A 24,482-nucleotide genomic window follows, 5' to 3' on the forward strand; every position below is an offset into this window, starting at 1 on the left:
CCAGTCAAGGACGGTTAAAATGTACACCGCGGTGCCACCTTGATTCATAATTACTTACACACTTATTAAGATACAAACATATCTTTGGCAATTAACGTATGCCTTACGTCATGGAATACTAAGATTAAGTAAAAATCCTTTGACCATGCCCTCCGTGGTCCATTTAATGAATTGTTGCTGCCAGGTTCTCAGCTTCCCTGACTCTCTGTGAGTACATCTTTCATTTTTATCTCCACTTCAACGGTTTGCTTTATTAAATTGTCTTTATTATACGCCGTGATTTATAATTGTCAATAACTAAAATTGAATAATTTTATAATATTTTCAGATTTGAATATATCATCAAATATGAACTCCTCGGCAAGTGTTTCAAGATTATCTTCAGAATATTCAACTTCACGCGAAAAGATATGAATAATATCCATTCGGTCATCAGATGAAAAATTGTTGCCATTTTGGATGAAACGATAAATTTCCATATCACGCAGAATTGCAATATTCGCAGCTGCAAGCTGTATTTTTCCGAATAAATCATGGTCATATGAGGCTTTTAACAGATATCTGAAAATATAATATTTTAAAATATTTTCAAGCTCAGAAGTATTTTCGGCATAATATGAATTAAGATATTTAGTATATTCTTCAAAAGCCTGATTGTACTGTATTTTCATGCTTTCATGTTCGTTATTTTCAGAAGCATTCGAATTTTCAGGATGAAGAAAATCCATTATTTTATCTGTAAAATCAGGCCATTCATCTCCCAGAGTTTCTAGTTCAAGATATGCATACCATACAGATGCCATATTTTGTTCAAGTTCATTAAATGAAATCTGGCGGAAATCGCTGATAAAGCAGCTATTGAAGTCGTGCTGTTTTATTTTTTTGTATAGTTTGTTCATTGAATTGTAATCATTGTTATTAATATGGTTTTGAAAATCTGCAGCTATATTAATAATGATTATCATTTTTTGATTAAAAGTATAATCAGTTTTTTCAATTACATACATAAATTCGTCACGTAACAGCATAAGCATATCTGCAAGACTGCTGTCAAATTCACTGTCATCAAAGACATCTTCGTCGGTATCTGTTTCTGAATAAGAAAAATTGCTGCGGTCCGTTAAAATTATTTTTGCAGCCTCTTCACAGGCAAGACCGATTCCGCGTTCTTTTACATTACCGAAATATTCTGTAAAACGTGGAAACTGATCACAGACAATTCCGATATGTTCTTCCCCCAGTTCTTTATAGATGCCACACAGATTATTATTGTCAAGAAAAGGACATTTTCCGTCTTTGAGTCTGAAGCAAAGATTATCATAATCAATATTGTCACGTAATTTTTTTCCGAAATCTCCGTTTACTGTGCTGTAATACTCTGCGGTTTCTTCGTCAATGTCAATCTGCCAGCCGCCAACACAGCAATTATCTTTACATTCTGAGGAAATGCAGTGAAAATTTTTATAGTATCCCGGAGTGCGTAATTTTATTTTATTATTCATTAACATTCTCCTCAATGACTATATCTGCCGTCTGATATCGGATTATTTTTGAAAGTGAAGATAAAGGCATCTCTACCTGATAGCCTATTTTTCCGGCACTGAATATGATTGTATCAAAGTTTTCGGCTTCATGTTGAAATGTTGTAGGGAAAACTTTTTTCATTCCGATAGGTGAACATCCACCATGAATATAACCTGTAAGAGGCAGAAGCTCCTTTGATTTTAACATGTCAATTGATTTTTCCCCAACAGCCCTGGCTGCTTTTTTCAAATCAAGTTCTTTTGCAACAGGAATTACAAAAACGTAATTTTTGCCTGATTTTGCAACTGTTACAAGTGTTTTAAAAACTTTATCCGGATTTTCATTTAAGGCAGCCGCAACGTCAACACCACTTACCGCATCAGTGTTGATATAGCTGTGTGCTGTATATTTTATTTTTTTTTGTTCAAGGATACGCATTACATTAGTTTTTTCTTCCATAATTGATACTTCTTTCTTTAAATTCAACTGTCATGCCGAAGCACATGAAAAATTACATTTTTGATTAATATTTTAAACTGAGAGTGTTGTCCATTTGCTGCAGTCCCATACTTCATTTACCAGACCATCGTAAAATTCAGGCTCATGGCAGACCATCAGTATGCTTCCTTTATATTCCATTAAAGCACGCTTTAGTTCATCTTTGGCATCAACGTCAAGATGGTTGGTTGGCTCATCGAGCACAAGGATGTTGCTCTCGCGGTTAATGAGTTTACAAAGTCGGACTTTCGCCTGCTCGCCACCGCTTAATACACGAATCTGACTTTCAATGTGTTTTGTTGTGAGACCACATTTAGCGAGTGCCGAACGTACTTCATATTGTGTGTATGAAGGAAATTCTTCCCATATTTCATTGAGGCATGTATTTGTGTTATCAGGAGAACTTTCCTGTTCAAAATAACCGATTTCAAGGTAATCTCCAAGCTCAACTTCGCCGGAAACCGGTTGTATTATTCCAAGAATACTTTTTAAAAGTGTGGACTTACCAATCCCATTTGCACCAACCATGGCTATTTTACTGCCGCGTTCCATTGAAATATTGAGTGGAACCGAGAGTGGTTTGTCATATCCGATTACAAGATCTTTTGTTGTAAAAATGTATCGTCCCGGAGTACGGGCTTGTTTGAAATAAAATTCAGGTTTTGGTTTTTCAGCAGCAAGCTCAATTATATCCATATTGTCAAGCTTTTTCTGGCGTGACATAGCCATGTTTCTGGTTGCAACACGTGCCTTATTTCTTGCAACGAAATCTTTCAAGTCGGCAATTTCTTTCTGTTGCCTGTTGAATGCTGCTTCCATCTGTGCTTTTTTCATCGCATAAACTTCCTGAAATTTGTCATAGTCGCCAACATAACGGTTGAGCTGCTGATTGTCCATATGGTAAATCAGGTTAATTACACTGTTTAAAAATGGTATATCATGTGAAATCAAAATGAAAGCATTTTCATAATCATTTAAGTATCTTTTAAGCCATTCTATATGTTCGGCGTCAAGATAATTGGTAGGCTCGTCGAGAAGCAGAATATCAGGTTTTTCAAGAAGAAGCTTACCAAGTAAAACTTTTGTACGCTGTCCGCCGCTTAATTCGGTTACATCCTTGTCAAGCCCGAGGTCGAGAAGTCCTAGTGCCCTTGCAACTTCTTCAACTTTGGAATCTATCATATAAAAATCATGCATTGTGAGCATGTCCTGAATTACGCCGAGTTCTTCCATTAGGGAATTCATCTCATCCTCGTCTACATCACCAAGCTTTGCACATATTTCATTCATGCGTTCTTCCTGGCTGTAAAGAAAATCAAATGCTGATGCAAGAACTGAGCCAATAGTCATTCCCGGTTCAAGTACGGCATGCTGGTCAAGATAACCGACACGCACATTTTTCGACCATTCAACTTTTCCTTCGTCAGGCATAAGCTTTCCTGTTATTATATTCATAAATGTGGATTTACCCTCACCGTTAGCACCAACTAATCCGATGTGTTCGCCTTTCAGCAGCCTGAATGAGACATCTGAAAAGATTGCTCTGTCTCCAAAACCATGTGAGAGATGTTCTACGTTTAAAATACTCATAAATACCTTACCTTTTTATTATTTGTTATGTCTTTTTAACCTATAGTATCATATTAAATATTGAAATAAATATCAACTTAAATTTTTGTACACAGCAGGTTTTATGGAAATTGTGCTGTAATCTGCAGCATAAAGCTTTGCACTGTCATTTACTACCTGACGATAACGGTGCATCCATTTTGTTGTTATCCCTCCATATTTTGCAACATCATCCTCGCTTGCACCACCACTTAACATGTATTTAAATGCACAATGTCTCATATCCTGCATTGTAAAATCCGGAAAATCATTATTAGATTTTTTGGCCTGTGAGATATATTTTTTTAAAAGGCGTTCAGCATCACGTATTTTTAATACAGTTCCTCTTTTGTTGAAAAATATATGTCCGTCAGCTATTTTATGTATTTCAAGGTATGTAAGCAGCATTTGTGAGACATCGTCCGGTAACTTTATAATACGTGATATTCTTTTCTTTTCCGGAAAATGTATACAAAGACATTCATTTGAATCATATAATATGAAATTTGTCATCATACTGCATATTTCACCGGAAGTAAGACCACATTTTAATACTAATGAAAAAATCATATATGCCATATCGTCGCCTGCTTTTGATGAAAGATCAAGAATTGTTGATATATCATCTTCACAAGGAAGTTTATCAGTTGTAATTATTTTATTTTCATCAGGTAATATATAATCTTTAAAGTAATTAATATAATTTCTGCCGGCGTTGTTTTCACGTACACGTATATATTCGCATAACGTACGCATTACAGACATACGCATCAGTGCCGTTGAATATGATAATTTTTTGCTTTGTATTTTTTCTGTTAAATCATTGAAGTACTTTTCTGTATCAGATTCTGTCAGCTCAAGAGGAGAGTGACCTGTAATTTTTATATAAGCTTTTATAACATTATAATAATTTTTTCGTGTCTTTTCTGACAGGCTGGCCGCAAAAAAATTCCATATTGAATAAAGAAATTCATCAGTTTTATTTTTTGTTTCGTTCATAACGTGTATCCTCAAATTATTTAATTATTTTATATTTTACCACTATTGACGACATATGTCTATATTCCAACCAAAAAACCATACCACCACTCTACCTCAAAATAAACAAAAAATAATTAAGAAAGGCTTCCTGACCGCAACTTCTATTTGCATTTATTTCTTATTTTGATTATAATAAATATAATATTTTGCAATTTTACTAATGCGAGGTTATTAAATGGAACAATATTCAAGACAGTTTATCGAAGAATTGGCTAAGCACATAGATCCTGCTATTGCCGATTTTTTTAATATGAAGCATGAAATTTTCAAATTTCCTGCAAAAACTTTTACAGAATTAATTGACGAAACACTTATGGACTATCTCGAAGGCAAAACAAGCCGTGAAGATTTGATTCCTATCGTCAACAAGATTAAAAAATCCCGTCTGCAAAAACGTGCCAGATGGTACAAGTCATACATTAATGATGTTGACACAATAAGCATTGATGAACCTAAACATCCACTCTCCCATATTATAAATATGGCACGCTCACTCCCTATTGACCAATATGTCAATATGTTCGGAAATATGGAGCTTGACGAAATTATTGCACAATATAAAACAAAAGCAACCGAGTGGAAAGATAACTCGAACAGCCTTCTGATCGAATTTCCGGGACTATCAACTTTTACAAATAATTCAATTTTTAATTCATTAAAAAATGACCTTATAATAAGTGCCTGGAAATATATTGAGGCAGACCTGGCAGGAAATATTGATTCATATATGAGAATGTTCCCGGAGCAGCTTCTCAACAGACCACTCTTCTCTCCATCTTCATTTACACTTATGATGGACACAGCATCAAATAATCTTCTTAAAGAAATTATTACAGATGAAAATGGACAGGAACTTCTGGAAGTTACTGTAAATACAGGTAAGCTTACTCCTCCAAAGTCAATGGATTCTAATGATTTAAAACTTATTAATGCTTTTATCTCGAACATTAATATGCAGGAATTTTCAAGAGAAAAATCTGTTATTGTCGATCTTAATACTTTGGGCAAAGAGGTTGTTGATTATCATGTCGGAAAAAATGTACTTAACAAAATTTCCAATTCATGCCGTAAGCTTGTCGAATATAACTTCTCTTACGAAGAAGAAGGCAGCAAAATGTATTTCAACCTCTTTGATAATATTGCAATAAAGGAAGATGCCGAGCGGCCATATGCTATTGCACAATTTGGTGAAATATTAAGCAATGCTATAATCCAGAAAAAATTAATCTCAATAACCTCATCTTCATACGATGTACTGCAGAACAATCTTTCAAAGATTATTTGTTATGCATTAAAACGTGAACAGATTGCTAATCAGGAAAGCCTGACTAATGAATACAGTTATACATATTTCCAGAAGATTGTACGTTTCAAACTAAAAAATAAGAAGAAAAATCTTCAGCTTATACAAGAAAGTCTTCAGGAATTTGTAGATAACAAAATTGCTATCGAAAGTTTTGAATTAAAAAATGGTGTTTTTGTAATTCATTTTCTTCCTCTTTCACCGGCAGAAATCGAAGATTTACATTTTGACAATACTAAGGCTGTTTCGGTTTCTGATAAACTTAAATAAGCGTATTGTCTACATTTTGAATAAAATATCGTTGTCAAAACAGTCATTTAACATGTCACTAAAAAAAGAGAGTATTGTATTTATTACATGCTCTCTTTTTTTATGCAATGTACTTTAACGCTCTTTTTTAATTATATTTGTCGTTATTATTTTGTTTTTACATGTCATTTATTTATAAATATGGCATTTTTACTGGCTCTGTCTCATTTTATTTTATTTTTAATTATCTTTTTATCAACTGCAAATATGCTATCAGTTTGACGTTATAAAATAAATGTAGATAATTTTGGAGTAAAATTCTACGTAGATATATATTTAAATATCAAAAAGTAGACTAATTTGGAGTAAAAAAATGATATGTAGATAATTTTAGAGTAAAAAAGGCAATTTTTATTGACGATATTTGTCATAAATCATTTTATATGTTAATTTTATATATAATTAATCTCCTTTTTCTACATTTTTTTTCGTAAAAAAAATTTTTGATGTCTACATTTTTGGCTTAAACACTGGTTTTTTTACAAAAATATGCTACTTATAGAAAACATTAACTTATTGATGTAGATAAATTTAGAGTAAATCATGCAAAAATCTCCAGAAGACTCTACATAAAAAAAATTAAAGAAATTATGTAGATAAATTTGGAGTAAATCGCATCAAAGTTTCAAAAATGTAGACATGTATATTAAAAAAAATTCAAAAAAAAACAAAAAGTGGATAAAAACCGAGTAAAAATCCCGATTTGATTTTTTCCTTCAAAAATTGTTAAATAATGCAAGAAAGGTGGTGAGAACTGTGGATTTATTTGCTAATATCGGCAAAGCCGTGCTGATTCAATCTCTTGGTTTACAAAAAAATTATACAGAGACTGCATCAGAATCAATTAATGTTATAGACCATGATAATAACACATGTCATAATTGTAAATACTGTGATATTATAAACAGTTTTGACACGGATTCTGATACATATAAAGCGGCTCAGGTAATATGTGAAAGTTGTCCACATAAAGTTCTTACTACAAAGACCGTATATAAAAAGATATACCATAATGAAAAGAATCGTTATGGTTATAAGCCACGCTTAAAATCCAATTCAATTAAACTGCTGTTACTGCTCCATTTCTATCATCCAGATAAATTTGGTGTTATTTGTAATGTCAATTCATTACAACTGGCTAAAGAATTAGGCTGCGACATAAAGACAATTTTTAATAATCTCGAAACATTAAGCAGGTACAATTATATTTCATATTGTAAAAGTTCTACATATAATATTACCGTATGTCTTAATGATTACGAAAGTTATTATCTTCCTGCCAATAAAGGCGGCAGGGGGTTTTTTGTCATGTCTTTAGATTTATTGAAACAGATTATTCAACTTGAAAATCTGCTTACATTAAGAATTCATCTAAGAGAATTAATTGAAATTGACAATCTCAATATCAAAGCTCCTTTCACAGCTGTATCAAAAACATTTAAAGAAATTAAGCTTGTACTTCCTGATTATTGCAGACCTTGTATTATCAAAGATGCTATAAGTAAAAAATCAGATATTTTTGACATTTCAGTTAATGACAAAGTAATTCGTTTTGAGATCAATGACAACTTTAACTGCAGGCGAAGAAAAGATGAATGTTTTAATCAGTATATATCATTATTCAAAGATTTTATAGCTGATTTTAATCAGACTGTAATTTCAGTCAACAGCAGTAATGTTTTTCCTGATGACAGCTTTGATTTCTTTTCAGCTCAAAATGAAAAACAGGATATTCATTTCCAATTTATAAAAATAAAGGATTATGAATATGATGATCTTGCTCAGCTCGCAATGCAGTACTCTTATAATTATGTAATTACTGCATTGTCAACTGTTTATAATAATTACATATTACACGAACGTGAGATTACAAATCTTGGAGGTCTTTTAAGAACAATTATAATTTCTATGATTAATAATTCTACCGGACCAGGTTCACCGTCTTCTATAGGTTCTGATAATTTTTCGGCTGCTTAACCACAACAGCCTTATTTTTGTGCACATTTTTCTGTTTTTATTGTCTGTTTTTTATCACACAAAATAAATTGTATGTTTTTTATTTATTATCTGTTTTTTCTGATATTAACTACTTCCTCTTTGAATATATTTATGATACCAGCTATACCTTGATTGTAAAATATATAGAAAAATTGGGAAAGTTTTCAACATTAAAAAGAATTAATTCAACTTTATATAGATAAAAAAAAACATAAATATGAAAAAAAAATGCTATAAAATTTAAAAAATAAACACATTATTTTAAATAAACGACATTACATATACAAAAAGCAACTTGTAATAAGAAAAAAAATAACATTAAAAAAAGCAGGTAATGCCCATAATTACTGCTCTCCTGCCCTTCTTAGTTATCAATATCTGTTTTTTATATATGTATATATATATTAAATTTATAATTTACATCCATATTTTTATGAGTCATTTCATTTATACTTATTATAATAAATATTTGATAATACTTAAACCTACATATATTGTAAAAATAAAATGTAGGTTTAGAAAATATGCGTTAATTTCCTTAAAATGACATTTTTTTATCTTATTTGATAAAATCTTCATATAACATAAAAACGCTTTAATATTGCAATATACAGCGTTTTACGATATATACATTAATTAGAAGATAAATCATATATTTGATAATAAATCATCCATACGATTTTTTAAAATTTCCAATCTAACCTTGACGTCATAGTCTGTTTTTATAATATTTTTATTGTTTTTTAGTATATCAAAATTAGTTTCTAACATGGCAAGTGCCTGTTCAGCCTTTGCTATTGAATTAATCCTTTTAAGTTCAGCATCTGAAATCTGAGTTTGTCGCTGCTCTTTTTCTTTTTGCTGTTGTTTCATTTTTTCAATGTTAGTTTCTAATTTTGCCTTTTCACGTTCAGCTTTATTCTTGGCTTCAGTAATATATTTTATTTCATCTTCAAGGTCTTCTTTTGTTTTTGTTGGAAGAGGATTTTTTTCAAGCTGCTGTATACGTTCCTCAAGGTGTTTTACAGTTTCTTCCTGAACTTTAATCTGGTTAGCCGCTTCTTCTAGTTCTTTTTTGTATTTTTTAGCTTCTTCTGAACGTTCTTCTGAAATTTTCTTTATTGACTGGTATTCAGCATTGTCAATATTTCCATTTTTCTTGAGAATTTCAAGGATACTTTTTTGTGCATCTTCATCAAGACGACCAAATTTATCAGCTTGGTTTAAATCGATTCCATTGGCGTTAAGCAGTTCACTTAATTCAGGAATAAGTTTTTCTGCTGTTGTGTACTTTCTTGCCTGTCTCTCAGAAATATTAAGTTGTTTTGCTATTTCAGCATTAATATTTTTGATTTCACCTTTTAATTTTTTGGCTTCATATAACTCTTTTAAACGTGATACTTCCCAACGTTTTACCTCCATTGATGTTTCTCTTACATCATGATTGGCGGAAATAAGCATAATTTCTTCGTCTATCTCTGAAATATTGGATTTTTCAATTTTGCATGGTATTCCGGTTGGGAATAATGTATTATATTCTTTATCAGTCATCTTGCAGATTGCATGATAACGTCTTTCTCCTGAAACAAGACGGTAATTATCATTATCAGCATCATATATTACTGAAAGATTGTGGCGTAGACCGTTAATTAAAATACTTTCCATGAGAGCATCAATACCGTCCTGGCTGTATTTTTCATTTTTTGGATTAGAAATTATCTTCTCTTTTGGAATGTATTGAAAGTTGTATTCAGTTTTTGCCTGCATTTCCTTGAGCTTTTCACCACCCATATTATTAAGAACGCCTGTTTTTGTCATGCCGGCAGCAAAATTCTTCTTAGCCATTACTTTTCTCCTTTCAGATATTTCGCAAGTTCTCTAAAATGTTTATTGTCCATTAATCCGAGGTAGTTGACAAGTTCAATATAATCCTGTGCAGCACTACACCGCTTGTCATATGTGAGTAATGGTTCAAATGTTGTGTTAGATTCGCTTACAGCAATACAATTACGTATAGAGACCGGAAGGAATCTTTCACCAAACATGTTTTCATAACTTTCAAACATCTGTTTAAATAAAGTTGTTCTGCCAGCAACTCTTGTCATAAAAATACCGGCAAATTCGATTGAAAGTGAATATTTTGTATTAAGAGTTTCTATTGTATCGAGCAAAGACATAAGTCCATCATATGAGAAGTTGTCTACGCAAATCGGAGTTATTATCTTATCACTTGCACATATTGCACAGCTTGTAAGATATGATTTAAATGGTGAGTTATCTATAATTATGTAGTCAAATTTCTTTTTTAGAAAACTTAAATTATGTTTTAAATATAATTCAACATTAACTTCTTTGCTTTTATCATATATTTTGTATATTAAAGTGTTGAGCTCTCTTGATGCAGACAATATTGAAATATTTTTGTAATCTGTTTCACTGATGAATTCCAGTACAGATGATTCTCTTAACTGCTTTTCGCAGAACAAATGTTCATAATTAATATTGCTGTTATCTTCATCTTTTCCAAACATCTTAGTTGTGTTCATCTGTGGATCAAGGTCAATAAGAAGCACCTGGTAACCAGATATTGCAAGAATTTGTGCAATAGTGATTGCAGATGTTGACTTACCAACACCACCCTTTTCGTTTATTAAACTTATTACTTCTGACATTTTTGTACTTCCTTTTTTATCTTTTTTCGGAACTGAGTTCAAAAAATTATTTATAATCTTATTATACATGCTATTCTCCTAAAATCAAGTGATATTGTGTGATTTTAATGTAAAAAGAAGTTGTTTTTATAAGAAGCCATATATTTTATATTATGCAATAATATTATAGTTATGACCATATTTAAAAATGATTTATTGTATAATAAATATTTGTATAAATTATTATATTTGAATTTTTGCATCTGAATTTCAGTATCTGAATTTCATTGCCTAGATTCTCGAATTTGAATTTGATTCACGTGATTTTGAACTGAGTTCACAAAATTTTACATTAATGTAACGGAGAAATATAGGAGATGTATATATGAATTTAATTAAAATTAATTTAGCAGAGGCAGGGTAATAATTAATAAAACAATATCATGGAGTTATTTATTATAATGAATAAGATACAATTAATTGTGATTAATAGTGTAATATAGTAATATAGTTCACAAGAAAATGTAAATCACAAAATAATGCAAATTAAGAAATAATAGAATTTGCAAGATAAAATATAGGATATTAAAATGGAACTCAGTTCACTTCAGTTGTTTATGTTAAAAAATCTTTATAATACAATTTAAAAAGATATAAGTAAATTTAAAGAAGAATCAAAATATTAGGAAGTGAACTGAGTTCAAAATACACTATATGATAATGATAGATAGAACTATAAAAATATATAATATGTTATTATAAAAATCACTTAATATGTAACATAAAAACACATGTTTGAGTTTCACGTGTAACAATATTTTAAATTATATATTAGTATATTTAAGGTATTGCTATTGTGGCATTTACAGGTGTAGAATATTATAAAACTGATAGGGAGTGTGAATGTTATGCATGGTGAAATTATCACAGTGTGTGGAATACAGCTTGATTGTAATGGTGGCAATGAAAGTACATTGAAAAATGCAGAAAAATATATTGCAGAGGCTTTTAAGTATAATTCTGATATTGATTTAATTGTTCTGCCAGAACAATTTGTTAAACCTCAAGGCGGTTCATTAAAATATAATAAGTATAATGAGAGTTTTTTTGTCAATTGGCTTAAATCTGTTGCAAAAAATTATAAGGTTAATGTTATAGGTGGCTCATTTGCCCGGTTTTCAAGTGACTATGTGAGTGATAATGGAAAAAATGAAGCAGAAAAACCAACCAATATCTGTTATGTAATAAATAGAAATGGTGAAATTGTTGGCAATTATGAAAAAATTCATTTGTTTGATGCTTTTAATGTAAAAGAATCGGATGAATTTAGTTCAGGTGATAGACTTGGAATATTTAGTCTTGATATTGGAAAAGTTGGAGTATGGATATGTTATGATACAAGATTTCCAGAGATTTCAAGAGCTTTGTCATTAAGAGGAGCTGATTTGTTTTGTGTTCCGGCAGCATTCTATAAGCCAAATTCTGATCAATGGGAGATTATATTGAAATCTTCATCAATAATGAATGTTACGCCGGTTGTTGGAGTTAACCAGATTGGCGACAGACCGGATGGTAAAGGATTTTTTGGAAGAAGTATGGCAATAGATGCAAAAGGAATTATTATCGGAGGCATTTCTGACAAAGAAGGATATTTTGTGACACAGATTGACAAATCCTACACGAATATCTGCAGGCAGGTTAATCCTGAACTTAAAAACAGAAGAATTGACCTTTACAGAAAATGGTTATAAAATAAGATAAGTTGTGAGACAGATACGAAACGTTTTATTCCGGGATGTGATTTAACTGCGGGATTTTTGTTTTGTAAAATTAAGGAGGATTTTATGTTTGTATCAGAAAGCATGTATGAATTAGGCAGTAAACGTTCTGCAATCAGAGAATTATTTGAATATGGAAAGAAAAGAGCAGCTATTGTAGGAGCTGAGAATGTATATGATTTCAGTCTTGGAAATCCGACAGTTCCGGCACCTGACTGTGTTAATGAGACAATAAGGGAATTGACACAGAGTCTTGATTCTATCTCCCTTCATGGATATACATCAGCACAGGGAGATCTGGAGACAAGACAGGCAATAGCAGATTATCTTAATAATACATATGAGACAAATTTTAAGGCGGATAATCTTTATATGACTATGGGTGCAGCAGCATCACTTTCAATAGCATTTAAGGCACTTACATCATCACCAGATGACGAGATTATTGCAATAGCACCATTTTTCCCAGAATACAGAGTATTTGTTACTGCGGCAGGAGCAAAGTTTAATGTTGTAGCACCTGATACAAAAAATTTCCAGATTAATTTTGATGAATTTGAAAAATTAGTAAATAAGAATACAAAGGCGGTTATTATTAACTCACCAAATAATCCGTCAGGAGCTGTGTATTCAGAGCAGACAATCAAGAAACTTGCAGATTTTCTTAGCAAGAAGTCAGAAGAATATGGAACTCATATTTTTATTATCACGGATGAACCATATCGTGAGATTGTTTATGATGGAGTTGAAGTTCCATATGTTACAAAGTATTATAACGATACAATTGTATGTTATTCTTACAGTAAATCGCTTTCTCTTCCTGGAGAAAGAATTGGATTCATTCTTGTTCCTGATGAAGCATATGAAAGTAAGAAGCTATATGCAGCAGTTTGTGGAGCAGGAAGAGCCTTAGGATATGTTTGTGCACCTAGTCTTTTTCAGAAGGTTATTGCAAAATGCGTAGGTCAGACAGGTGATGTTAATTTGTATAAAAAGAACAGAGACTTATTATATGATGGATTGACAGAGCTTGGATATGAATGTTTCAAACCGGACGGAGCATTTTATATGTTTGTAAAAGCATTAGAATCTGATGCTGAGAACTTCTGTGAAAAAGCAAAAGAGGAGGATTTACTTCTTGTTGCGGCAACAGATTTTGGATGTCCGGGATATGTAAGAATATCTTATTGTGTCGACGAAGACATGATTAAGCGTTCATTTAAGGCATTTAAAGCTTTAAAAGAAAAATACGCGAAATAATTAATTCTATTTCAGAGAATCAAAATATAAAATAAAATAATAAATTGAAAGACACATGTGTAATGATTATCGTTATCGGAAATCATTGTATATGTGTTTTTTATTTGCCAGGATAGAATAATCGTAATGAAAAAATGTATCAATAAAGCACTTGACGTCAATATTTAAATATAATAATATAGCTGTGGTTAGTTAAGTCTAACTTTTATAAGATTAAACTAAATCAAATAAAAATCTTATAAGGAGGCTGGAATGAGTCAGGAAATATTTGAAATCGTTAAACAGATGAATCTTGATAATCTTGAAGTTCAGATTGCTTTACAATGTGCACCTCTGATAAGTGGTTTAAGATTTTCCAATCTATTTAATGTAAATAATGAACAGGCAGATTATCTTATCAGCCTGATGAATGAGATGCATATTTCGTGGAAGATTCTGTTCGGAGGCAAAGAAAAGTTGACAATGCTTCTGTATAAAAAAGATATTCTTGAAAATTATTTTTCTGATATACGTGTGAAAAATATTCTGAAAAATAGCGGATATGAAAAGAATATCGTAGACGAAGAAGATATTTCAGGACTTATAGACACATTTGCAGACAGATATTGCTGCTACATGCAGACGAAGAAATATTTTCCACATGAAATGGGCTTATTTCTAGGGTACCCGGTTGAGGATGTAGAGGGATATCTAAAAAACAATGGTGAGAACAGTCTTTATACAGGATATTGGAAAGTGTATGAGGATGTTGCGGCAAAATCATCGCTTTTTGAAAGATTTGAGAAAGCAAAAGAGCAGATTATATGGTTTCTTGCTCAGGGAGTAAGCATAAAAAATCTTGAAAATATTGCACTATAATAGTGGGAAAGAGGTAAGAAATGAGCGAAATTAAAGTTATTTACTGGTCACAGTCAGGAAACACAATGTCAATGGCAAATGCAGTTGCTGAGGGAATTAAGGAGGCAGGAAAAGAAGCAGCAGTTCTTGAAGTATCAGCAGTAACAGCAGCAGATTTGAATGACGATATGGTATTTGCACTCGGATGCCCGGCAATGGGGGCTGAAGAACTTGAAGAGACAGAAATGGAGCCATTTGTTGCAGAACTTGAAGGTTCTGTATCAGGTAAAAAAATAGGCTTGTTTGGCTCTTATGGCTGGGGTGATGGGCAGTGGATGAGAGACTGGGCATCAAGATTTGAAAATGCAGGTGCTGTTATTGTCGGTGGTGAAGGTGTTATTTGTGTAGAAGCACCTGATGATGAAGCAGTAAATGCATGTAAAAAGCTTGGAAATGAACTTGCGGCAGAATAGAAAAAGCACGAAAGGAGTTTTATATGTCAATTTGTATTATTGGTGGAAATGAAAGAATGGAAAGACAGTATGTGAACATATGTAAAAAACACAACTGTAAGGCAAAAGTATTTACAAGAATGAAAGGAAATCTGAAAGACCAGATTGGAAGTCCTGACTTGATAGTTTTATTTACAAATACTGTATGCCATAAAATGGTAAAATGTGCATTGGCAGAGGCTGAAAGATGTAATGCAAATGTTATAAGATGCCATACGAGCAGTCAAAATGCGTTAGAAGAGATTCTTGCAGGAGTTAATGCATAATTTATAGATATTTAAGGTTGTTCATATTGATTACCGGATGATTTTTTAATAAAATAACAAATTTTAAAAAAATTGAAACTGATTTTAACTAAGCTTCGTATAAAGATATAGAAAGAAATAGCAAAAGATTTTATATCAATCGGAGAGGTTAAAAGACAGAGGTGATAGATATGAAAAATATCAAAGAAACAATTATAAAAAAACAATATGTGGCTGTTATCTTTTTTCTTGGTCTTATGTTAGTAATGGTTATAAGAATGGGAAAAAATATTAAAACTTCAGAAATCAAAAGTTCAATTGAAATGAAGACACAGGATGAACTTGGAGAAAAATTTGCAGCTGAATACATTGGGTTTAACATGGATGATAGTGCGTCAGAATCTGGAGTAGAAACAGAAGTAGAGACAGTGTCCGAATCTGAAGAAGCCTCAGATTATCAATATCCTTCCGGATGGCTGGATTCATTTAACGATAAAGTGGAAGAGTTAAAGCAGATGTTTCCTTCGGGTAAATATTGGAATCATATGGACGTTGAATCAGACGGAACAGATTACCTTATGGTAACAGATATTCCGTGCAATCATACAGAAAATGGAGAAGCATATTGCAATCTATATAATGGGATGTCTGACGACGCATACGTGTATAAGGATACAAGTACGCAGTGCTGGGGATTTGCAAGTTATCTGAGTGATTATATTTTTGGAAGTGATGCAGCGGCTAAGCGATTTTATAATTACGATAGTCTCAGAGTTGGAGACCAGGCAAGGATTCAGTGTGATTCACATACGGTATTTATACTCGAAAAAACAGATGATTATGTAATTGTAGCTGAATGTAATGCTGATTATGAAACGTGTATGATTAGCTGGGGTAGAAAGATTATGCGTGAGGATTTACAGGGATATTACATAACCAGATGGAATTGAAAATAATATAAATTGATAATGAGACTTCTGTGATAAACAGAAATTAATAATCCCGTGGCAGTTAGTTATACGATAAACTGCCGCGGGATTTTTGTGTTGCATTGTGGGTATGGAAAAATGTGTTAGAATCAGATATATATTACATATAAATATGTTATAATATTAAATATTAACAGTAGTTTGCATTAAATGTTTATAAGGTATTATTGCTGATATAAATTGGCCAGCTAATTGTTAATAATTCAATAGCAAATCAATAACAGAAAATAAACGAATTTATAGAATCGATAGGAGAGATAGGATGAAGTGGGGAATTTTGGCTACAGGTAATATTGCAAAAAAATTTGCATCAACCATAAATCAGATGGGTAAAGAAAATGAACAGCTGGTAGCAGTCGGTTCACGTCACATTGAAAGTGCAAAAGCATTTGCTATGGAGCATGATATTCCAAGATATTATGAATCGTATGAAGCACTGGTTAAAGATCAGGATGTTGAGGCTGTTTATGTTGCGACACCAAATACTTTACATTATGAGAATTGCAGGTTATGTCTTGAGCATGGCAAGCATGTATTGTGTGAAAAGCCGTTTACAATAAATGAGAAACAGGCACAGGAGCTGTATAGTATGGCAAGGGATAGGCATCTATTTATTATGGAGGGATTATGGATATGGTTTCTTCCATTGTATGCTCGTTTGCACAGTATCATACAACAAGGAACAATAGGCGAAATAAAACATATTTCATGCCAGTATGGGTTTGTTGCAACAGGTGCTAGAAAAGACCGTAAATTTGATTCGGGTCTTGGCGGAGGTGCTCTGTTAGATATTGGAATATACAATTTGGGATTTTTGCGTATTATATGCGGACAGGATCCGCAAAATGTTGAAACTCTGAAAGTGAATCTCAATGAGTATGGAACTGATGATTATAGCTGTTTGAAATTTAAATACAGCGATGGCTTAACTGCTGAATCAGTTCAGACAATAGGACAGGAATTGAAACGTAATGCAAGAATTGAGGGAACAAAGGGAAGCATATTTTTGCCGGATTTTCAACACGCTGAGACTATGATACTTGAGGTGGAAGGAAAAGAATCAGAAACAATAGATTGTCCGGTTGATATAAATGGCTTTGAATATGAAATCAGGGAAGCAAGCAGATGTGTAAAACTTGGGTATTGCAGTAGTGATGTATATACAGCTAAAGATAGTATAGCACTTACACGGTTGATGTATGATATCCGTATGAGCTGGAATATGATATTTGATGGCGAGACACAGGTTAAAACAAAATAAATAGATTATTCTAAATAAATTGATATTGCATGACAATAAATAATATACTTTATAAAGAGGTAGTGAATAGGCTATAGGATAATGAGGAAGATATATGGGAGAGTATTTTAATTGGATTAATCTTGATAAAAAAGAATACATAAGTCCGGGTGATTTTGATATTGGATATAAAGGATACGAGTCAGTATATATAAATAATGCTCTGCTTTGTTCATTAAAAGAGTTAATGGGCAATGAATGGAAGGGTAGTAAAATCATATTCTTAGGTGATGAATATGACCAATCCAGTATAAACATACCGGACATGTTAAATGTCATATTACTGGACGACAAGTTTGAAGGCAATTTTATGGATTACACATATGAATATTTCAAAAATGTATCATGCAAGTTTGAGGCAGCAAGGAATGATGTGACAGAAGAAATTTCAATTTTTATGGAAAGAATCAGGCGAGGGGAAAAAGATTTAGTAAATGAATATGGTGTTGACATTAATAATCCATTTGCAGGAATGTTTGGCAGAAAAGGGAAATCATACAAATATACGATTAATTACAGCAAAGGCGTGGCATATTGTCTTGATACAACAAAGATTATTACATTGGATGACAGCGTAACTGATAATATAGATCCTCTGCCTGTTTTATTAGGGTGTGGAAGAACAATGCAGCCTGGGGAATGGTTGGGCGATTCTGTGGGAGTTAGTGATTCGTTAGATACAGGAATTACACTATTGGATAAAATAAGGATTCTGTGGTGAGGCGGAATAGTTTTTTTGAGGAAGATATAGGTATGTTGCAGCCACAGCACTTACGTAAAATCCCTGCTGTCAAGGACGATTGTAAAAGGACCGTCGTTTTCAAGGCGTACTTTCATATCAGCACCAAAAATGCCTGTTTCAACTTTTGGTATGCGTTCGCGGCATAATTCAATAAATTTTTCATACAATTCGTTGGCTGCGTCAGGTGAACCGGCATGTACAAAGCTTGGGCGGTTTCCTTTGCGGCAGTCAGCATATAATGTGAACTGGCTTACGATGAGCAGTTCTCCGCCAACATCAGTGATTGAAAGATTGGTTTTACCATTTTCATCTGCAAAAATTCTTAACTTTACTATTTTGTCAACAAATTTTGGGAGCATGTCAGATGTATCGGTCTCACATGCACCAAAAAGAATAAGAAAACCTTTTCCTATTGAACCGACAATTTTATTATCAACAGTTACATCTGCATTATTTACGCGTTGTATTACAAATTTCATTATAAATTTCCTCTTAAAATATTTTAATTGATTTTATTATTCTATCATTGCAAGCGGTATACTGCAATTATTATTTGACGTGTGGAATGGATGCACAGTAAGTAATATAGCTATAAGGTATTTTAAATGATAGTATATAAATATTTGCCAAGAGTGTAAATACGGAGTAAAATAAATAAAGATTATGAAAGGTGAAAATGGTGATTTTATGGAAAATGTATTTACAAGTGAAAAAAAACTTGGCTTTGGACTTATGAGACTGCCGCTTCTTAATCCGAATGATGGAAGCAGTATTGATATTGAACTTACAAAGAAAATGGTTGATACATTTTTGGAAAAAGGATTTACATATTTTGATACAGCGTGGATGTACTGCGGATTTAAAAGTGAGAATGCAGCTAAGGAGGCTCTTGTATCACGTCATCCGAGAGAAAGCTATACGCTTGCAACAAAACTGCATGCTGGCTTTATAAAGACACTTGAGGACAGAGATAAGGTTTTCAACGAACAGAGAGAAAAAACAGGCGTTACATATTTTGATTATTATCTTCTTCATGATGTCGGTGTTGACCATTATGAGGTATACAAGAAGCTTGACTGTTTTAACTGGCTTGCTGATAAGAAGAAACAGGGACTTGTAAAACATATGGGATTTTCGTTCCATGATAATGCAGAATTGCTTGATAAGGTACTTACAGAGCATCCAGAGATGGAATTTGTCCAGCTTCAGATTAATTATCTTGATTGGGACAGTGAGGCAATTCAGTCAAGAAAATGTTATGAAGTTGCGACAAAGCATGGCAAGCCTGTTATAGTTATGGAGCCTGTAAAGGGCGGAACGCTTGCTAATGTTCCAAAGAAAGTTGAAGAGGCATTCAAAGCATATAATAAAGAAATGTCAATACCTTCATGGGCTATAAGGTTTGTTGCAAGCCTTCCGAATGTGAAGATGGTTCTTAGTGGAATGAGCAATATGGAGCAGCTTCTTGACAATACAGGATATATGCAGGATTTCAAACCTCTTAATGATGAGGAACAAAAAATAGTGAAGGATGCTGTTAAGACAATTAATGAGAGTATTGAAATTCCTTGTACAGGATGTTCATACTGCACGGACGGCTGTCCTAAGCATATTGCTATTCCAAAGTATTTTTCCCTTTATAATGCTGACAAGCAGGAAGCAGAGGGAAAGGGATGGACACCGCAGGGTGAATATTATGACAGGCTTACTAATAATTTTGGAAAAGCGAGCGATTGTATTGCATGCGGTCAATGTGAGCGTGTCTGTCCACAGCATCTTCCGATTATTAATAATCTTAAAAAAGTTGCCGCTTATTTTGGAAAATAAAATGTTTTACAAAACGTGATTTTGTGATATAAAATACAGGGCAATATTTATTTGATATAAGATTCAATGTAATATCTATAAGAAATGGAGATATATTATGAAAGTTTTAATGTTAAACGGCAGCTGTAAGAAAGAAGGCAATACTTACAATGCTCTTCTTGAAATTGGAAAGCAGCTTGAAAAAGAAGGAATAGATTATGAGATTTTCCAGACAGGAAGTGAGCCTGTAAGAGATTGTATAGGCTGTGGCGGATGTGCAAGTGGTAAGTGTGTATATACGGATGATGCTGTAAATGAATTTGTTGAAAAAGCAAGAACAGCAGACGGATTTGTTTTTGGTACCCCTGTATATTATGCACATCCAAGTGGACGTGTATTGTCATTTCTTGACAGAGCGTTTTACAGTGGTTCCGGAGCATTTAAGTTTAAGCCGGGTGCATCTGTTGCTGTTGCAAGACGTGGCGGAACATCAGCTTCATTTGATGTAATGAATAAATATTTTGGTATTTCACAGATGCCTGTTGCAGGTTCTACATATTGGAATATTGCACACGGACGCACTCCGGGCGAAGTGGTAAAAGATGCCGAGGGAATGCAGACAATGCGTAATCTTGCAAAGAATCTTGCATGGATGATGAAATGTTTCGAGGCAGGAAAAAATGCCGGTATTGAACTTCCGGATACAGAGTCTGGCAACAGAACAAATTTTGTAAGAGAAGATTTATAAAATAATACATATCGGGAATTATATATGAGTAAGAAAAAGTTATTTAATATAGACAAAAATGACCTTATGTTTAACAACAAGGTTTTATTTGCATTGCTTATACCAATAGTAATTGAGCAGCTGCTCAATTCTTTTATGGGAATGGTTGATACTATGATGGTAAGCAATCTGGGGAGTCAGGCAATATCAGGGGTGTCACTTGTCGATTCGGTAAATAATCTTATTGTTCAGTTGTTTTCGGCAATGGCGACAGGTGCGGCAATTATCTGTTCGCATTATATAGGTATGAAGGACAAAAAAGGGGCAAATAAGGCAGCAAGACAAGTTGTTCTTACAGTTGCGGTTATAGCAATTGTCATAACAATTATAGGACTTTTGTTTAGAAGACCGATTCTTAGTTTTATATTTGGTAAAGTAGAGCAGGATGTTATGGATAATGCAGTTACATATTTCTTGTATACAGCACTGAGTTATCCGTTTCTTGCTTTGTTTAGTGCCGGTTCGGCGATTTTCAGGTCATGCGGTAATTCGAGATATCCGATGGTTGTCTCAATTATTTCCAATCTGATTAATGTAACCGGTAATGCAATACTTATGTTTGGGCTTAATATGGGTGTTGCAGGAGCTGCGATTTCAACACTTGTATCAAGAATTTTCTGTATGGTTGTTATTTTCATTGCACTTTCCAAGCCTAAACTTGAGATTGTGGTTTCACAGTATTATACAATCAGACCAGATTTTAAACTTATTGCATCAATTCTTGCGATTGGTGTTCCGTCGGGAATTGAAAACAGCATGTTTCAGTTCGGTAAGCTTGCGATACAGTCAACAGTTTCTACGATGGGAACTGCAGCTATAGCAGCACAGGCTATGACGAATATTCTTGAAAATGTCAATGGTATTTTCGGTATCGGAGTAGGAATGTGTCTTATGACTGTGGTCGGGCAGTGTATGGGTGCCGGACGGAAGGAAGAGGCAAAGTATTATATCGTAAAACTTGCAGGAATTGCAGAGGTTGGAATTATAGTATCATGTCTTCTTGTTTTTGCACTTGTAAAGCCTATTACGATGCTTGGCGGCATGGAACCTGAGAGTGCAAAAATGTGTATAGAAATGGTTGGTGCAATTACAATAGCAAAACCTCTCGTATGGGTACTTTCGTTTGTTCCGGCATACGGAATGAGAGCGGCAGGCGACGTGAAGTTTTCAATGATAACGTCGATTATCACTATGTGGGGCTGCCGTGTTGCATTGTGTATTGCTCTTGTAAGGATTTTTAACATGGGACCGATGGCGGTATGGTACGGAATGTTTGCTGATTGGACAATCAGAGGAATTATATTTACTACAAGATATTTCAGTGGTAAATGGATGAAAAAAGTTATTGCGTAGAAAAATAGTATATAGAAGGAAAAGGACTTGTACATAATGGACATGCAAATATCACATAGTATTTGCACTAAAGTTTAGAAGAAAGGTTATATACAAGCAAATAAGAGCAGATATAGGTCACATATTGAGTGAATTATGTAAAAGAAAAGGTGTAGAAATAATAGCAGTAGAGTGTATGCCAGATTATGTTCATATGTTTGCGGGTATACCACCGAAGTACAGTGTATCGGAAATAATGGGATATTTGAAAAGAAAGAGTTTTTTGATGGTATTCGATAGACATGTAAATTTGAAGTATAAGTATAGCAATAGACATTTCCGGTGCAGAGGATATTGTGTCGACACAGTAGGTAAGAATGCAAAGAAAATTGAAGAGTATGTAAAAAATTAGATGCAGGAAGATTTGGAATATGATCAGATGTCACTGAAGGAATACATCGATCTGTTTACTGGTGAGCCGGTAAATAAGGCATAATCTAAAGCCCTTTAGGGCTTGCCAGTGGTAGCTATGTACATGGCAAATCTTCAATGGCTCTTTAGAGCCGGCTAGTACCACAGGCTTGTAGCCGCAGAGTAAACCACCAGCTGAGCTGGTGGTCATGATTTTTTAATGTGTTATAATATAAAAAAATATTTTGAGGTGAAAATATATGAGTAACATAGATATTAATTCTGAAATTCGCACACAGCAACAGATTACAGACTCTGGAAATCCGAGAAAGCCAACAGGTGATGACGGTCAAAAAATGCTGGAACGCATGAATGAGAGTCATTATGCAGTCACGGGCTGGGCGTTGGAACATTGGAATATAAATGAAAGTGACATAATACTTGACATTGGCTGTGGCGGAGGTGCCACATTAAAAAGAATGAGTGACAGTGTCGTGTCAGGTCATTTAACTGGTGTTGATTATTCGTCTACATCGGTTGAAATCTCAAAGGAAACTAATTATGATTCTGTAAAAAGCGGAAAAACAGACATAATTGAAGCGTCTGTTGAGTGCCTTCCATTTTTGGATAATTCATTTGATAAAATAATTACGGTTGAAAGTTTTTATTTCTGGCCACATCCGCAGGAAAACTTAAAAGAGGTGTACAGAGTTCTGAAAACAGATGGAACTTTTTTGCTTGTGGCTGATATTTATGGCAAAGATGGATTAGATGTGCAGATTTTGGAAAATATAAAAAAATTTAATCTGTATAATCCAACACCTGACGAATATAAAAAATTATTTGAAAATGCTGGATTTATAGATGTTAAAGTGCATATAAAGGAAGATGATAACTGGATATGTATTGAAGGTCATAAATAAGAAGTGTAATGTGAAAGTCTGGGAATATTGGTGAGATGTTCTCAGACTTTCACTCTTATAACATAATTGATATAAAAAATATCATAAAAGTATTGACAAAGCATATGACATGTAATAATATATTAATGCAATAATAAATATATAAGGAGGTCTGCCTATTGATCAATGAACCATTACTAAACCGGAACCATAAAGACGTCTTGTTTCGGTTTATCTTTAAAAATCCTAAGGATTTACTATCTTTGTATAATGCGTTGAACGGTACTGACTATACGGATGTATCTGATTTGACCGTTACTACTCTTGAAGATATTGTCTATATGTCTTATAAGAATGACATATCTTTTATTCTTGGAAGTGAGATGTCACTTTTTGAGCATCAGAGCACGTTCAACCCAAACATGCCGCTCCGTGGATTGTTTTATTTTTCAAGTCTTTATAAAAAGTATGTGGCTGAAAATAATATCGACATCTACTCATCAAAACGGGCACAGATTCCAATACCACGCTACATAATATTTTACAACGGTCGTCAGGAGATGCCGGAAAGGTGTACGCTGAGGCTGTCGGATGCGTTTTCTAAAGTCTGCGACACTACGGAAGATAAAACGTCCCAATTTATTTTTCA

General features: G+C 33.2%; 21 protein-coding genes, 2 pseudogenes and 1 other annotated feature. Of the genes and pseudogenes, 16 read left to right on the forward strand and 7 right to left on the reverse strand.

The window, feature by feature from the left end:
* Positions 1-3: 3 nt before the first annotated feature.
* Positions 4-250, reverse strand: a binding site (T-box leader).
* Between the two features lie 40 nt (positions 251-290).
* From fliB to WMO38_RS04890, 4 genes are all read right to left on the reverse strand, one after another.
* Positions 291-1,502 carry a flagellin lysine-N-methylase gene (gene fliB, locus WMO38_RS04875; RefSeq protein ID WP_349161757.1) on the reverse strand — a complete coding sequence of 404 codons (1,212 nt, stop codon included), beginning with the start codon at positions 1,500-1,502 and terminating at the stop codon, positions 291-293.
* Entirely contained in the window at positions 1,495-1,983 is a 489-nt protein-coding gene (gene ybaK / locus WMO38_RS04880) for a Cys-tRNA(Pro) deacylase (protein WP_021866603.1), read from the reverse strand. Before ybaK ends, fliB begins: the two co-directional genes overlap by 8 nt.
* Before the next feature lie 72 nt (positions 1,984-2,055).
* Positions 2,056-3,612, reverse strand: a complete 1,557-nt coding sequence (locus WMO38_RS04885) for an ABC-F family ATP-binding cassette domain-containing protein (protein ID WP_186836738.1) — start codon at positions 3,610-3,612, stop codon at positions 2,056-2,058.
* Positions 3,613-3,684: 72 nt separating this feature from the next.
* Positions 3,685-4,629 carry a tyrosine-type recombinase/integrase gene (locus tag WMO38_RS04890; RefSeq protein WP_349161758.1) on the reverse strand — a complete coding sequence of 315 codons (945 nt, stop codon included), beginning with the start codon at positions 4,627-4,629 and terminating at the stop codon, positions 3,685-3,687.
* Positions 4,630-4,846: 217 nt separating this feature from the next.
* On the opposite strand from WMO38_RS04890, the gene WMO38_RS04895 reads away from it, so the two are divergent.
* Positions 4,847-6,244 (forward strand): hypothetical protein, encoded by a 1,398-nt coding sequence (locus WMO38_RS04895; protein WP_349161759.1) that lies wholly within the window; start codon positions 4,847-4,849, stop codon positions 6,242-6,244.
* 795 nt (positions 6,245-7,039) lie between these two features.
* The gene (locus WMO38_RS04900) at positions 7,040-8,260 is read left to right on the forward strand and encodes a hypothetical protein (RefSeq protein WP_349161760.1); all 1,221 of its coding nucleotides are present in this window, start codon (positions 7,040-7,042) and stop codon (positions 8,258-8,260) included.
* Positions 8,261-8,929: 669 nt separating this feature from the next.
* On the opposite strand, the gene WMO38_RS04905 is transcribed toward WMO38_RS04900, so the two are convergent.
* On the reverse strand, positions 8,930-10,126 hold the full coding sequence (locus WMO38_RS04905; RefSeq protein ID WP_349161761.1) for a ParB N-terminal domain-containing protein: 1,197 nt from the start codon (positions 10,124-10,126) through the stop codon (positions 8,930-8,932).
* Entirely contained in the window at positions 10,126-11,022 is an 897-nt protein-coding gene (locus WMO38_RS04910; RefSeq protein ID WP_349161762.1) for a ParA family protein, read from the reverse strand. The genes WMO38_RS04905 and WMO38_RS04910 overlap by 1 nt, the downstream gene beginning before the upstream one ends.
* A gap of 818 nt (positions 11,023-11,840) precedes the next feature.
* Between WMO38_RS04910 and WMO38_RS04915 the strand changes: the two genes are divergently transcribed.
* The 8 genes from WMO38_RS04915 to WMO38_RS04950 all read left to right on the forward strand — a co-directional run bounded on the left by WMO38_RS04915 (position 11,841) and on the right by WMO38_RS04950 (position 18,574).
* Positions 11,841-12,683, forward strand: a complete 843-nt coding sequence (locus WMO38_RS04915) for a carbon-nitrogen hydrolase family protein (RefSeq protein WP_349161763.1) — start codon at positions 11,841-11,843, stop codon at positions 12,681-12,683.
* Positions 12,684-12,776: 93 nt separating this feature from the next.
* Entirely contained in the window at positions 12,777-13,970 is a 1,194-nt protein-coding gene (locus tag WMO38_RS04920) for a pyridoxal phosphate-dependent aminotransferase (RefSeq protein ID WP_021866002.1), read from the forward strand.
* Positions 13,971-14,222: 252 nt separating this feature from the next.
* A complete protein-coding gene (locus WMO38_RS04925) occupies positions 14,223-14,828 on the forward strand; it encodes a DUF3793 family protein (protein ID WP_349161764.1) in 606 nt (201 codons plus the stop codon).
* A 20-nt stretch (positions 14,829-14,848) separates the two neighbouring features.
* Positions 14,849-15,280 (forward strand): flavodoxin, encoded by a 432-nt coding sequence (locus WMO38_RS04930; RefSeq protein WP_349161765.1) that lies wholly within the window; start codon positions 14,849-14,851, stop codon positions 15,278-15,280.
* Between the two features lie 23 nt (positions 15,281-15,303).
* Positions 15,304-15,585, forward strand: a complete 282-nt coding sequence (locus WMO38_RS04935) for a DUF2325 domain-containing protein (protein WP_021865999.1) — start codon at positions 15,304-15,306, stop codon at positions 15,583-15,585.
* Positions 15,586-15,755: 170 nt separating this feature from the next.
* Entirely contained in the window at positions 15,756-16,514 is a 759-nt protein-coding gene (locus tag WMO38_RS04940; RefSeq protein WP_349161766.1) for a hypothetical protein, read from the forward strand.
* 301 nt (positions 16,515-16,815) lie between these two features.
* Positions 16,816-17,814 (forward strand): Gfo/Idh/MocA family protein, encoded by a 999-nt coding sequence (locus WMO38_RS04945; protein ID WP_349161767.1) that lies wholly within the window; start codon positions 16,816-16,818, stop codon positions 17,812-17,814.
* A 94-nt stretch (positions 17,815-17,908) separates the two neighbouring features.
* On the forward strand, positions 17,909-18,574 hold the full coding sequence (locus WMO38_RS04950; protein ID WP_349161768.1) for a hypothetical protein: 666 nt from the start codon (positions 17,909-17,911) through the stop codon (positions 18,572-18,574).
* Between the two features lie 50 nt (positions 18,575-18,624).
* On the opposite strand, the gene dtd is transcribed toward WMO38_RS04950, so the two are convergent.
* Positions 18,625-19,074: a D-aminoacyl-tRNA deacylase gene (gene dtd / locus WMO38_RS04955; protein ID WP_349161769.1), complete on the reverse strand. Its 450-nt coding sequence runs from the start codon at positions 19,072-19,074 to the stop codon at positions 18,625-18,627.
* 208 nt (positions 19,075-19,282) lie between these two features.
* On the opposite strand from dtd, the gene WMO38_RS04960 reads away from it, so the two are divergent.
* The 6 genes and pseudogenes from WMO38_RS04960 to WMO38_RS04985 form a co-directional block, all read left to right on the forward strand.
* Entirely contained in the window at positions 19,283-20,422 is a 1,140-nt protein-coding gene (locus tag WMO38_RS04960; RefSeq protein WP_186836748.1) for an aldo/keto reductase, read from the forward strand.
* Positions 20,423-20,519: 97 nt separating this feature from the next.
* Complete coding sequence (locus WMO38_RS04965; protein WP_021865758.1) at positions 20,520-21,149, forward strand: flavodoxin family protein; 630 nt, start codon at positions 20,520-20,522, stop codon at positions 21,147-21,149.
* Positions 21,150-21,173: 24 nt separating this feature from the next.
* Positions 21,174-22,541 carry an MATE family efflux transporter gene (locus WMO38_RS04970; RefSeq protein ID WP_349161770.1) on the forward strand — a complete coding sequence of 456 codons (1,368 nt, stop codon included), beginning with the start codon at positions 21,174-21,176 and terminating at the stop codon, positions 22,539-22,541.
* 37 nt (positions 22,542-22,578) lie between these two features.
* Positions 22,579-23,016 (forward strand): annotated as a pseudogene (gene tnpA, locus WMO38_RS04975) (IS200/IS605 family transposase); the annotation flags it as partial.
* A gap of 175 nt (positions 23,017-23,191) precedes the next feature.
* On the forward strand, positions 23,192-23,854 hold the full coding sequence (locus WMO38_RS04980; protein WP_349161771.1) for a class I SAM-dependent methyltransferase: 663 nt from the start codon (positions 23,192-23,194) through the stop codon (positions 23,852-23,854).
* A gap of 242 nt (positions 23,855-24,096) precedes the next feature.
* Positions 24,097-24,482 (forward strand): annotated as a pseudogene (locus WMO38_RS04985) (hypothetical protein); the annotation flags it as partial.

This window comes from Lachnospira hominis (ex Hitch et al. 2025) (genome assembly GCF_040096395.1).
Classification (GTDB): Bacteria; Bacillota; Clostridia; order Lachnospirales; family Lachnospiraceae; genus Lachnospira; species Lachnospira hominis.